The sequence below is a fragment of the Pseudoalteromonas agarivorans genome, assembly GCF_024518735.1.
GTDB classification, from domain to species: domain Bacteria; phylum Pseudomonadota; class Gammaproteobacteria; order Enterobacterales; family Alteromonadaceae; genus Pseudoalteromonas; species Pseudoalteromonas atlantica.
Map to the genome: position 1 here is coordinate 744,246 of NZ_JANIGJ010000001.1, position 14,187 is coordinate 758,432.

The following is a 14,187-nucleotide window of genomic DNA, read 5'->3' on the forward strand; positions in this document are numbered from 1 at the left end:
CGACGCATATAATCATAAAAAAACCGGAATGACACAGGCTGTGCATTCCGGTTTTTATTTGTCTTAAACTAGATTAATTTTAAAGTTTATTCAGCTTCTTTTTTTGCTTTAGGTTTAGCTGGCGATTTTTTTGCAGCCGCTTTCTTTTTAGGCGCTGCTTTTTTCTTCGCTTCTTCTACCCATTTACCCGCTTCATAGTGAGCAGTCCAGCCTGTGGCTTTTCCGTCAACTTCAGTCATCACGTATTGCGCTTTATTTTTACGGCTATAACGTACTACGGCTAAATTACCATCAGGATCTTTTTCTGGCGCATCAGCTAAGTAATAAAACTTAGGTGAAATACGCTCTCTAAAACGCTTTAGCTCAGCCACTTTAGGCGCTCGCGTCTCGCGTGATTTAGGGAAAGTGTTAGCCGCCAAGAAAATACCTGCAGCCCCGTCACGTAAAACAAAATAAGCTTCTGACTTTTCACATTCAAGTTCAGGTATGTGCACAGGATCTTCTTTTGGTGGTGCAGCTTCGCCGTTTTTAAGTAACTTACGCGTATTTTTACACTCTTCGTTGTTACAGCCAAAATACTTACCAAAACGGCCCGATTTAAGCTCCATGTCTGAACCACATTTATCACATTCGATAATAGGCCCATCGTATCCTTTAATTTTAAAGGTACCTTGCTCAACGATATACCCTTCACATGCAGGGTTATTACCACAAACATGTAATTTACGGGTTTCGTCTATTAGGTAAGAGTCCATAGCCGTTTCACAGATTGGACAGCGCTTCATTTGCATTAATGTTTCAGTTTCAATGTCCTCAACATCTGCCGCAACCGCTTCATCCCCTGACACTAGGTTCATAGTGGTTGTACAACGTTCTTTAGGCGGTAAGTTATAACCTGTACACCCTAAGAAAACACCCGTTGATGCCGTGCGAATACCCATTTTTCTGCCACATGTAGGGCAGTCAATGTCGGTTTCGACCATTTGATTAAGGCGCATTCCGCCTTGCTCTGGCTCATCTTTGGCTATGTTTAATTGCGTAGAAAAATCAGCATAAAACTTATCAAGCACTTGGGTCCATACACGCTCGCCTTCGGCGATATCATCTAAACGACCTTCCATTTTTGCGGTAAAATCAAAGTTCATTAAATCAGTGAAGTTTTCAACCAAACGGTCGGTAACAATTTCGCCCATTTTTTCAGCGAAGAAACGACGGTTTTCTACCCGTACATAACCACGGTCTTGAATTGTTGAAATAATTGATGCGTACGTAGATGGACGACCAATACCACGTTTTTCAAGCTCTTTTACTAAACTTGCTTCACTAAAGCGCGCTGGCGGTTTAGTAAAGTGCTGCTTAGGGTCAAGCTCAATTAAACTAAGTACTTCGCCTTCTTTTACTGCTGGCAGCGATTGATCTTCTTCATTCTTTTTACGTACCGCAGGTTGCACTTTTGTCCAACCATCAAAGCGAAGTACTCGCCCTTTTGCTTTTAGTTGAAACTCACCAGCGGCCACAGTAAGCGTTGTTAAGTCGTACTCTGCAGGTACCATTTGACAGGCAACAAACTGACGCCAAATTAATTCGTACAGTTTTTTGGCATCGGCATCAACACCTTCAACATGCCCAGAAAGTACAGTGACACTTGAAGGACGGATCGCTTCGTGCGCTTCTTGTGCATTGCCTTTAGAGCTGTAGCTAATTGGGTCTTTAGGTAAGTACTTTGCGCCAAACTCTTGCGTTACATAATCACGACACATTTCAACTGCATCTTTTGACAGATTAGTTGAATCGGTACGCATATAAGTAATGTAACCGCCTTCATAAAGGCGCTGTGCAAGCATCATTGTTTTTTTAACGCCATAGCCTAAACGTGTACTGGCGGCTTGTTGCATGGTTGAAGTAATAAAAGGCGCACTTGGGCGGCTTTTGCTTGGTTTTTCTTCAACACTTATTACTTTATATTCGGCTGTCTCAAGGCTTTTAACTGCGGCTGTAGCCTGTGCCTCATTTACCGGCTTAAATGGCTTGTCTGCTTGTTTGGTGACTTCTAAGCGTAATTGTGACTCAGTATTTTTAACATCGGCGTGTATATCCCAAAACTCTTCTGGAATAAACGCTTTAATTTCACGTTCGCGCTCTACTAATAAACGTACCGCAACCGATTGCACACGCCCAGCAGAAAGCCCGCGCGCTACTTTAGCCCATAATAATGGCGATACCATAAAGCCAACTACACGGTCTAAGAAGCGGCGTGTTTGTTGTGCATATACCATGTCGGTATTTAGCTCACCTGGTGTTTCAAACGCTTGTTGAATCGCATTTTTTGTAATTTCGTTAAATACAACGCGTTTATATTTTTCAGGCTCACCACCAATAATTTCTTGAAGGTGCCAAGCAATTGCTTCCCCTTCTCTATCCAAATCCGTTGCGAGATAAACTTGGTCTGCATTTTCGGCCAGCTTTTTTAACTCTTGAACTACTTTCTCTTTACCTGGCAAAATTTCGTAATGTGGCTCCCACCCTTTTTCAGGATCAATACCCATACGTGCAACTAAGTTAGTGTAATCTCGTTGCTGTTTATACGCTGCCTTTTCTTCAGGTTCCATTTTACGAACTTCAGCTGGCGTTTTAGTCGCCGGTACTTTAGCTTTGTTCGAACCTGAAGTAGGTAAATCACGCACATGTCCAATACTGGACTTTACGATGAAGTCTTTACCTAAGTATTTATTAATTGTTTTAGCCTTAGCAGGTGACTCTACAATTACTAGCGATTTGCCCATAGTTGCCTATTTCTAACCAAATATTTAAATGTGTTTTGCCGACATAAACGGCGCGAATATTTATAGGTATATCTACAAACACCTATTGTTACAAGCTTTTAATACAAACTTTTCAGTATTTACTGAATAAACAAACAATTTTTGTTGTTAAATTATACAAACCGGTGTTTTTAAAATAATTGCTGTGGAATATATAGAACACAAATAAAAAAGCCAACCTTAAGGTTGGCATTTTTTACATTCTACCGATTATAAATCGTCGGTTACGCTAACAGAAAGCGTACTTTCTAACCCAGAAGGCGCTTCGGCAGTAACGGTTAAAATACCACTAAACTGCTCATTTCCTCCATCTAAGTCTTCACGCGTAATACCAAACGATAAACCAACAGGCACAATACTTGTTGTATTAGGGTAAGTGTAATTATCACTACCTGTTAAAATACCGTTGTCTGTGTCAATAGAAATGGTTGTTTCAGCAGGCATTGGGTTGTTATATATATCTGCTATAAATACCGTAAGGTTTAAACTTGATGCACCAGTAGTTTGTGTTAAGTCAATCGAGTCAACCTGACACATTATTGCGCTAGTGGGGTCGTTTTGCACACGGCGAACAAGCGGACTTGCAGGGTCGCTGTTTACACGTACCTCTGAAGCGGTTGCACCCGCGATAGCAGAACAATCATCTGCGTATGTAACTAGCCTAAAGTATGCAGTATCACCCGACATAACGATTTCTTGGTTTTGAAATACATTAACCATTTGACGACTACAAACACCTGCGGCTTCGTCTTCTTCACGACACAATAAACCATTGTATAGGCCGTTTTCTGTGGTCCATGTACCATTGCCATCAAAATCGACAAATTCTTCAAACTCATCACCGGTTGAGTTATCGCGTGAACAGGGGTCGGTACCATCATTACAGTCTTTACCGCCATAGGTGCCATCTTCATTGTTATCGATAAAGGCTTCTGGGATATCAAATAAATCATCAAAAAAGTCTTCACTGTCAAAGTAGCCGTTGCCATTTAAATCAGAGAACGTTTCTTCACCAATTGCATAGGCATGTACAGTGGCGCGACCACCTAGCGGTAAATCTACCGTTAAGTCATTATTTAAAATTCCTAATGGGCATGGTAAGCCACCATCACACTTTTGCGTAATAGTATTTTCATACATAGAGTCAGTAAACGGGCGCGGGTTACTGCTAGTCCACGTTACGCTACACGTACCATTGGTTGTTGTACAACTTGGCTCTATTACGCCCCCTTCTGTTATAAAGCTAACAGCTGTTCCATCTGGCACAGGGTTGTTAAAGTGATCAGCTAGGCGAGCATTAACCGATACGGTATTACCATCAACATTTAACGCATGAGGGTTAAATATAGAACGAGATAGCGAAAAGCTATTTTGATCCGCAATGCCTGTACTAATTACAAGAATATCTGAAGGGGCGGTTACAATAACCGTGTCGCCATCTACGTCTTCTTCGCTGGAAGCGATAACACGCACAGGCGTAGCAATTGAACCCGATTGAACTGAAGTAGTCACTTCACCGCTGGCATTAGTAATTGCACTGGCTGTGCCTAACGTTATACCACCGACTGCCGTTGACAGCTCAAAGTTAACCGTTCTTGAAGCTAAATCATTGCCATTTGAATCCACAAGTTTAAATGTTACTTCAGAGATTTCAGTTCTGTCAGCACCACCCGTACCTTTTAATGCAATTACTGGTTCAGTCACTTCTACAAATTGTAAAAAGCCAATATTGGCAGGTGATACATTTATAGTGGTACTAGCAGAAACCGTATCGCCACCGGTGATCACGGTAGCCGTAATTATATCCCCACCCACACAAGTAAGCGGACGGTATGTAGAGCGTGCAAAGCCGCCAATGCTGGTTACTGTTTCGTCTATAAGTGCTTGGCCAGAGCCAACACAACCAGATGAAAATTCAACTGTAAGTGGTGTGGTATATAGCTCACCGTCTTTTGAGATTTCAATTGAGATAAGTGCTGTTGCACCTGCAGCTAATAGTTCATCGTCTGCAACCGAGCTGCTAATAGCAATTTCAACATCTACAGCAGCAATTTGAAATGCCTTAGTTAAATCGCTATCGAGCACTGACACAGTAATTTCACCGGCGCCTACATCTTGACCAGGAACTATATCTAAAAGTGCGATACCATTTGCATCGGTAATAGCCGTGCCAGTTGAAGGTGTAATTGAGCCAATTGTTGTACTCGCTGTTACTAGGGTCTGCGTAAGAGGAGTTGTCGAATTCTCGTTAGTCACTTCGATATAAAGAATCGCCGTTGAATCACCTGAGATACTAGTTACAAGATCACACTGGCTTGCATCTCTTTGAGATTTAAAGTCTGCTGGACAATTTTCTAGAATTGAAAAACTAATATCTGCAGTACTTTGGTCTGGATTTACAGCATCACCTTTTGTATAAAAACCCAGCGTTTGCTCAACACCTTCGTACTGGGCTGTTATAACGCCTGCACCTTCTACAGTACCCGAAGTTAAGTTAATTGATGCAACACCACTTTCATTCGTTAGTGCAGTACCAATACTTGGGATTAAGTTACCTAAAGTTGATGAGAAGTTTACAACTGCCCCTTCAACTTCAACGCCATCTCCGTCAAGAATAGTTGCTTTAACAACTGCGCTATCTGCGGCGCTGATTGTGCTAATTTCTGATAACGTCGTTGAAGAGGTAAGGCTTAAACCAATAGAAAAGTCTAATGATTCACCTTGAATGGGCGCATCCCCTTCAGTTGTAAATGTATAACCTTCAGAGCTATAAACAGTATTTTCGTTATCGGTGTAGGTGGCCACAATAGAGCCAGCCCCAGCTTCAGTCCCTGCAAGCAAGCTAATTGTTGCAATGCCTTGTTCGTTTGTTAAAGCTGTACCATTTGTAGGATTTATACTCCCTAAACCAGTAAGTACAAACTCAATTAATTGGTAAGCAGCGGGTTCATTATCAATTAATAGTTCAACCTGCGCGGTAACAGGGTTTAAATAATCAACACTTCGAGTCGTAGCCCCAGATGAATCAACAAGCGTTACACTCAATTGTGGATCTGTTGATTGTGCGCCATCCGACTCAAATGCAAACGTATCGGTGTAACTTTCGCCATCTACTGTATAGGTTGCTGTTACTTCACCAGCTCCTGCATTTTCACCCGCGGTCAGTTCCAGTATCGCTATACCATCTGATTGGGTTAACGCTGTACCTGCTGTAGGGTTTAGTTCACCGATTGAGTCAGCAAGGGTAAAAGTAATACGCTCACCTGATACTGCATCGCCATCTTCATCTTCTAAAGTAGCTCTAAGCTCTAAAGGAGCAGCCGCTGTGACCGTGTTTGACTCAGTGTCACTAGATTGTAAGTAACCTTTTAAAGTTACCGTGTAAGTGGATGTTTCTGTAGTAGAATCGTCATCATCTCCGATGGTGCCGTCTTTTTCGATTGTTCCACCACCACCACAAGCGCAAAGCAAAATGCTAAATAGTGTAATGCTGAGTAGTCGCGTTAAAGGCATGGACCTCTCCCTAGCGTTGTTATTATTTACTAATAGTTGTTTACCTAATATTAACCTATAACTTAGTCTAATATCACAGTTTTTTGTCACTTTTTTATGTAAATAATTCCGCAAAGGCTATTTTTTTCTGTAGTAAATATTTCCTTGCTGGTAGTCTATGGCAAATTTGAAAAAATAGATTAGGGAATATGTCTAAAATACGTTCAATGAGTTTAACTACCCGTATCATGATTGGCATGGCATTGGGTATTGCAGTAGGCTTTTTATTTCAGGCTATATTAGCTGGTGAAGACGATTATCTAATTCCTCTTGGGTTATTCTCTTTGCCAATTAAAGCTTTTTTTGTAGATGGCCTTTTCCATGTTGGCGGACAAATTTTTATTGCCAGCTTAAAAATGTTGGTTGTGCCGCTGGTATTTGTATCGCTTGTGTGTGGTACGTGTAGCTTGAGCGATCCTAAAAAATTAGGCCGTTTAGGTGGTAAATCGATTGGCTTATATTTAGTTACAACTGCCGTGGCAATTACCGTAGCTATTTCACTGGCGTTATTATTTAACCCAGGTCAAGGCATTGCACTGCCATCAGATGCAAGCTTCAATGCTAAAGAAGCCCCTACCTTAGCGCGAGTGATTATCGATATGTTCCCTACTAACCCATTCGAAGCAATGGCTAAAGGGAACATGCTGCAAGTTATTGTGTTTGCGCTTTTATTTGGTGTATCAATGGCGCTAAGTGGCAAAGCAGGTAAACGTGTAGCCGCAGTATTTGAAGATTTAAACACGGTTATTTTAAAACTAGTAACGCTACTAATGAACATTGCACCTTACGGTGTGTTCTTTTTAATGGCTAAACTTTTTACCACTATCGAAATGGGATTAATACTCAGCCTAGCTAAGTACTTCCTTGTAGTAGTGGCGGCGTTATTAATTCACGCGTTTATTAATTACAGTATTATTTTAAAAGTCTTAACAGGCCTTAACCCGCTTACCTTTTTAGCTAAAATGAAACATGCGTGTTTATTTGGTTTTAGCACTTCAAGCTCAAGCGCGACTATGCCTATTACACTTGAAACTGCGACCAAAAAACTCGGCGCTAATAACTCGGTTGCCTCTTTTACTATTCCGCTAGGCGCTACCATTAACATGGATGGCACAGCCATTATGCAAGGCGTGGCAACAGTATTTATTGCACAAGTGTTTGCTGTTGATTTAACGATTTCTGATTACTTAATGGTTATTCTAACCGCAACGCTTGCCTCGGTAGGCACCGCAGGTGTGCCTGGTGTGGGTTTAATCATGCTTGCAATGGTACTTAACCAAGTAGGTTTACCAGTAGAAGGGATTGCAATTATTATTGGTGTTGACAGATTACTCGATATGACGCGCACAGCCGTTAATATAACGGGTGACTGTATGGTAACTTGTGTGGTTGCTAAATCAGAAGGTCAATTAGATGAAACAATATTTAACGACCCGAACGCAGCTAAAGACTTAGAAGATTACCACAAATCTACTGAATAATTATTTAAGCCCATAAAAAAACCCTTGCTAAGCAAGGGTTTTTTTATTATCTATAATAACGTTTTATGGGTTCATTGCTTTAAAACGCGACATTAAATTAACGCCTGCTTTATTTACAGAGCTACTAAGCCCAATTGCTAACTTATCACTTAATCCTTTCTTAATTTTGTATTTTACTTTGTATATTTGACGCTCAGCTTGTTGCTCTAATAACGCATCATCACTGGTTTTAATTACATCAACTAAGCCCTTTTCAATTGCTTGTGTTGCAAACCAGTGCTCACCCGTTGCCACATTATCAATATTAAGTGTTGGCCGTTGGCTGCTTACAAACTCTTTAAACAAACCATGTGTTTGCTCTATTTCATCACGAAATTTTTCGCGGGCTTTATCTGTATTTTCGCCGAACAAGGTTAACGTACGTTTAAATTCGCCTGCTGTAATTTGCTCAAACTCTACATCGTTTTTCTTTAAAATTTTATTAAAGTTAGGTATTTGTGCAATAACACCAATAGAGCCAACAATAGCAAAAGGAGCCGCTAATATTTCATCGGCCACACAGGCCATCATGTAACCGCCACTCGCTGCTACTTTATCAATAGAAACCGAAAGCTTAATACCTGCAGTTTTAAAACGCTGTAATTGCGATGCAGCTAAGCCATAGCCATGCACCACGCCGCCCCCACTTTCTAAGCGAACTAATACTTTATCTTTCTCAGGATTAGCAATGGCAATAATTGCGGTCACTTCTTCGCGTAGGCTTTCAACTTCATGAGCGTCCATACTACCTATAAAATCAATAACATATAGGCGTGGCTTCGGCTCATCATTTGCTGCTTTTTTAGACTCGACTTTTTGCGCTTTATGATGCGCTTTTAACTCTTTTTTAGTTAAAGTGTTTTCTAAAAAGCTGTGTTTTAAGTCATCTAGTTGCTCAGACAAATCGTCTATTTCTATGGCTCCTTTTTTAGCTTTAGGCTTTACTGCTGAACCCACAATAAGGGTTAAAATAATTGCAATAGCAATAACAAAGGTAACCGTTTTAGCAAAAAACAAACCGTATTCGTATAAAAATTCCAACTGGTCTCTCCATTTATAAATTTAAGCTAATTTATCATGCTTTATAACAAAAAAAAGCCACTAAACAGTGGCTTTTCAAGGTTAATAAGGTATTTGCTGATTAATCAGTCACAACCTCTGGGTTACTGACTAATAACATACGCCCGCGTGCAGCTAAATAAGTAGCTACTTGGAGCTGCATTTCAGCGTTTGCTGCTGCACTGCCCTCAACAGTTGCCGCTTGGGCATCGTCTTGTGCTGGCGTTAAAATTGAGCCATGGTGCCCTTTTGTAAATTTCACCAAATAACTCGCCGGGGTTTCACTTAGTGCTTGTGAAGTGCTTACTGTTTCAAGCCCCATAAATGTTGCTAACGGAATTGTGCCCGATATAGGGTTATTTGCTGCCGCTGGCGGAATAACTTGGTCTGGTTTGTTATCTGCGCCATCGCCTACAACTACATTAGTGTATACAGGTGTACCTAAAGCATTTACCGCTGCTGCGTAATTTGTTGGGTCTCCGCTATCAAGTGCTGTTTGCGCTGCAAAAGCAAACTCGGTCATTACCGCTTGGATGTTGGCAAGTTTTGTAGTTTCCCCTGCCGTAGTAAGTGAGGTTACATAGGCCTGATAGCCACAAGTTAAAAACGCTTCCATATCTGGTAATAATGTACCACAGTTTGAAATAGCATCCGCTTGTAAAAACTCGTTAAACTCTTGCGACTCTGCTGTACCAGCTTGCGATAATACAGAGCCTTGAATAAATGGCCCAAACGCAGCCGATTCAAGTAAAAAGCTTGCTATACCGCCACCGCCACTGGCAAGTGCTACAGTGTTTACCTTAAATAATGGGTCAACTGTATCTGCAAGCGGAGTATTAGCCTGAGCTATAAATGCAGGTGCAACAATAGAGCCTAAAGAATGCCCTACATAGGTTACATCTTGTGCGTTAATTGTTGCATCATTAATAAAGTTTAAACCTAAGCGTAAGCCTAATAAATCTGCTGATGATTGACGCAAGCTATCACGAGCCACTAACAAAGAGTTTAAATTCATGTAACTTAGTACTGAGCCCGTTGTTGCATTAAAGTCATCTGTCCCATCAGCGTCAACATCTACACCACGCTCACCATGGCGGGGATGGTCAATCGCCGCTGTGGCAAAACCTTGAATTGACAGTTGTGCAGTGAGTGCCAACATGCTTTCTTTGTCTGTTGTTATACCGTGTTGCATAATAACAACTGGCCAGCCAGTTTCTGGCATTTCAATTGGATCAAGACCTTGTGAATCACGAATAAAATTAATAACCGGTAAAATAGGTTTGGTTATTTGCACTGGCACATTCGCCATGCTTTGCACTTTAGGAATAGAGTTATACTTAGTTAAATGGCGCGAAGTGTCTAAACCTAAATCACGCAACTGTCCGTCACTTAACGCAGCACAAAGCCCATCATTATCGCTAATTGGCTCTGCAGGGAAAGCCTCGCCTGCTGCAGCTTTGTAACCTAAAACAGCTACCGCGTTGTCACACATACCTTGCCAATATGTATCATTTAAATCGCTTATTTCAGTGCCTGTTGGGGTGCCTAAATACATAGGTAACATAACGCTACCTTTTAAATATTGCACACCAGAAAACGCATCCGATACGCTAACACCCGCAGCTGCAAATACTTGCTGCACATTTACCATTGCTTGTTCAGGTACACTTACCATTGGTGTTGGCAAAGCATCATTTTGTAAGCTAGCTGCCAGTAAGTTTTTAATTGTGCCAAGCACAGGACCTGCTGATTGAATGGTCATAGCAGCAGAAAATATAATATCATCTTTAGTAATATCACCTGAGCTTACAACCACATTCTCATAGCTATTTACTGCCGCTTGAAGACCAAGCTGAGCATCAGTAATCAATGGCGCTTCTTCACTTACAGAAGCGTAAGTAGAAGAAGGCTGAATAGAACGCCCTTGAGAGTCTTTTAATCCAGTGGTTAATACATTTATGTATGAACTTCCTGGTGTGAAAGGCTTTAATGGGATAATAGCTACTGCATCGCCAGAGGCTTGAGAAATAAAGTCTACGCCATAGGTTAATTCGCCTACCAATTTACACGCTGAACCAGCTGTAACAACAGCACATTCGGCATCAGTTAAGCTTGCGCCCATAACCACTTCAAAAATTCTTACTGTACCAGGCGACGCTGCAGAGGTTTCATCAAGCGATACGCCTGTCGGGAAAGTTAAATCAATTTTGTAAGGCACTTGCGATGACCAGCCATCTAACGCACCTAGCGCTAATTGCGGATCTGCATAAGCAGTGCGAGGCACAGAGACGTTATCATCGTCTAATTCACCTGGAATATTAATTGTGCCGTCTTGAGTGCCGCTCATTAATAAATCGTTAGGGACAGATAAAACCCCATTCGCAGGGTCAAAGGTCACCGTGGCATTAGGTATTATGGTTGCAGTATCGTTTTTAACATCTTCTAATGTTTCTCCGCCGCCACAACCTGCTAACGCAGCTGTAACCGAGAGTGAGAGTAGCATTTTTTTCATATTGTTGGCTCCGCACATATCTTTATTTTTATAGTGTGTTCGTTCAAAGTAAGTGTGTTTAATCAGTGTAGTAAAGTTAAAACAATGTAATCAGTTTATTAATGAGACATTAGACCAGTTAAACTTAACGTAAAGTATATAATTCCGCCACCTAAATTTTCAATAAATTCGATTACTTGACGATTTGCTATGTTAAAATCAAAAAAATTTTATAAATTGGTATTTATATGCAAACTTATCAAGCAACTCCAAATGCACTTCAAAATAAAGTAATTTTAATTACAGGGGCCGGCGATGGTATTGGCCGCGTAGCAGCAATTACCTACGCAAAGCATGGCGCGACAGTTATTTTACTTGGTAAAACAACAAATAAGCTCGAATGCGTTTACGATGAGATTGTCAATGCTGGTTACCCTCAGCCTGCTATTGTGCCAATGGACTTAAAAGGCGCGACAAAACAAAACTACCGCGATTTAGCAGCCACAATCGAAAGTCAATTTGGCCGATTAGACGGCTTATTAAATAATGCCGGTATTTTAGGTTCGCTCGGGCCACTTGAGCACTTTTGCTCTTCTACGTTTGAAAACATCATGAAAGTGAATGTTACTGCGCAAGCAATGATCACCAAAGCGCTATTCCCTGTGCTGCGTAAATCAGTGAATGCCTCTATTGTTTTCACTTCATCAAGCGTTGGCCGTAAAGGGCGCGAATTTTGGGGGCCTTATGCAATATCTAAATTTGCAGTTGAAGGCATGATGCAAACATGGGCCTGCGAAGTAGGTAAAACCAATATCCGTGTAAATTGTATAAACCCTGGCGCAACGCGTACCTCTATGCGCGCATCAGCGTATCCAGGGGAGGATCGCGATAAGCTTGCTACCCCAGAAGATTTAATGCCAACGTATTTATATTTAATGAGTGATGACTCGAGCGATGTAAACGGTGAATCTCTCGATGCGCAACAAAAAAAGTAAACTACATTTTTAATTATAAAAAAAGCCGCATACATTGCGGCTTTTTTGTCGGTAATTTTTGGTAATTATACCAATTCGCTTAATTAAATTATCTATTTCAAGGCTAGAAAAACGTGTTGATCGCTAGGCAAAAAATTCGCTATTTAGCTGTGCTAAATGAGCATTTTTTTACCTAGGTAACGACACGTTTAACCCCGCAAAATGATTAAGTATTATTGCGGGTTAGTATTACTTACGCTTAGTTTGCTTAACACGTTGGTTATGCTTTTTAACCGCTTTACGAATTTGGTTAATTTTAGCACGCTTGTCTTTGCGTTTTTCAGGCATAACCGACAGTTTAGTTTGTGTTTCGCGACCTAATTTAACGGTTTTGCGTAAATAATTAACGGTTTCTAAATCAAGTTCAGCCCAACCACCTTGAGGAAGGCGCTTATCTAGCTCTAATTTTCCGTAACGAATACGAATAAGGCGCGATACTTCTACATCCTGAGATTGCCATAAGCGGCGAACTTCGCGGTTACGTCCTTCGTTTAGCGTTACATTGTACCAACGGTTAATGCCTTCACCACCCAAAGATTTAACCGTTAAAAATTTAGCAGGACCATCTTCTAGCTCTACGCCACGCGTTAGGTTTTTAATGGTTTCATTGGTCACTTCACCAAATACACGGGCTGAATATTCACGCTCAACTTCATAACTTGGGTGCATTAAGCGGTTAGCTAACTCACCATCGTTGGTAAATAACATTAAACCTGCCGTGTTAATATCTAGACGACCAACAGCAATCCAACGCTCACCGTCTATGCGTGGTAAACGGTCAAAAACAGTACGACGTCCTTCTGGGTCTTTACGTGTACTTAACTCCCCTTCTGGCTTGTTGTACATAATTACACGACAAATACGGTCGGCTTTTTCTTCAATTTTTACGCTGTGGCCATCAACACGTATTAAGTCTGTTTCCTCAACACGGTCTCCTAATTTAGCCACTTTACCATTAACACTAACGCGGTTTGCATCAATGTATTTTTCCATTTCACGTCGTGAGCCTACCCCTGCACGGGCTAGGACTTTTTGTAACTTTTCACCTTGAATACTCATTCGGATGGTTCTCTCACAGAAGGATCACTTAATAACTGGTTTATTTTACTTTCCTGTTGCGCTGGCAATGCAGGGAGTTCATCTAGACCGGTTAACGAAAAATAATCTAAAAATAATTTTGTTGTTGCATAAAGCGCTGGTTTACCAGGTACTTCTTTATGCCCTACTACTTTAACCCACTCTCGCTCAAGGAGGGTTTTAATAATTGCTGATCCGGTTGTTACACCTCGTACTTGCTCTATTTCACCACGCGTTATTGGTTGCCTGTAGGCAATTAACGACAATGTTTCTAGTAGTGCGCGAGAGTACTTAGGTGCCCGTTCTTGCCATAAATTACTAAGCCAAGGGCTTAAACTACTACACGCTTGAAAGCGATAGCCGCTGCCTACTTCAACTAGCTTAATGCCACGTGTTTGATAGTGGGTATGTATAGCGTCTATTGCAGTGTTAATTCGTGACATAGAAATAGCTAAATCAGCCAATACAGTATCTTTTAAGTGGCGTTTGCTAACAGGTTTGTCTGCGACAAATATAGCCGCTTCAATGATCTCAATTAATTGTTCATCACTAATTCGACGACCCGCCATAATATTTTGCTTTGCCCTTTAAAATACGTAGCCATCTATTATGACAGAACATCGCAAAAGGGG

General features: G+C 41.1%; 8 protein-coding genes. 2 read left to right on the forward strand and 6 right to left on the reverse strand.

The features are described from left to right. Positions 1–86: 86 nt before the first annotated feature. Positions 87–2,783 (reverse strand): type I DNA topoisomerase, encoded by a 2,697-nt coding sequence (gene topA / locus NQT65_RS03280; protein WP_256850499.1) that lies wholly within the window; start codon positions 2,781–2,783, stop codon positions 87–89. 249 nt (positions 2,784–3,032) lie between these two features. After that, the gene (locus tag NQT65_RS03285; protein ID WP_256850500.1) at positions 3,033–6,335 is read right to left on the reverse strand and encodes an Ig-like domain-containing protein; all 3,303 of its coding nucleotides are present in this window, start codon (positions 6,333–6,335) and stop codon (positions 3,033–3,035) included. A gap of 188 nt (positions 6,336–6,523) precedes the next feature. Here NQT65_RS03285 and NQT65_RS03290 point away from each other — a divergent pair, with 188 nt between their 5' ends. Continuing rightward, positions 6,524–7,855: a dicarboxylate/amino acid:cation symporter gene (locus NQT65_RS03290; RefSeq protein WP_004587790.1), complete on the forward strand. Its 1,332-nt coding sequence runs from the start codon at positions 6,524–6,526 to the stop codon at positions 7,853–7,855. A gap of 63 nt (positions 7,856–7,918) precedes the next feature. Here the strand turns inward: NQT65_RS03290 and sohB are convergent, their stop codons facing one another. Next, positions 7,919–8,935, reverse strand: a complete 1,017-nt coding sequence (gene sohB / locus NQT65_RS03295) for a protease SohB (RefSeq protein ID WP_029772521.1) — start codon at positions 8,933–8,935, stop codon at positions 7,919–7,921. Positions 8,936–9,035: 100 nt separating this feature from the next. Then, positions 9,036–11,465 (reverse strand): VolA/Pla-1 family phospholipase, encoded by a 2,430-nt coding sequence (locus NQT65_RS03300; protein WP_256850501.1) that lies wholly within the window; start codon positions 11,463–11,465, stop codon positions 9,036–9,038. Between the two features lie 227 nt (positions 11,466–11,692). Between NQT65_RS03300 and NQT65_RS03305 the strand changes: the two genes are divergently transcribed. Next, complete coding sequence (locus tag NQT65_RS03305; protein WP_256845924.1) at positions 11,693–12,439, forward strand: YciK family oxidoreductase; 747 nt, start codon at positions 11,693–11,695, stop codon at positions 12,437–12,439. Between the two features lie 228 nt (positions 12,440–12,667). On the opposite strand, the gene rluB is transcribed toward NQT65_RS03305, so the two are convergent. Beyond that, positions 12,668–13,537, reverse strand: a complete 870-nt coding sequence (gene rluB / locus NQT65_RS03310; protein ID WP_004587786.1) for a 23S rRNA pseudouridine(2605) synthase RluB — start codon at positions 13,535–13,537, stop codon at positions 12,668–12,670. Then, positions 13,534–14,124: an SMC-Scp complex subunit ScpB gene (scpB, locus tag NQT65_RS03315; protein WP_024034031.1), complete on the reverse strand. Its 591-nt coding sequence runs from the start codon at positions 14,122–14,124 to the stop codon at positions 13,534–13,536. The genes rluB and scpB overlap by 4 nt, the downstream gene beginning before the upstream one ends. Positions 14,125–14,187: the final 63 nt, after the last annotated feature.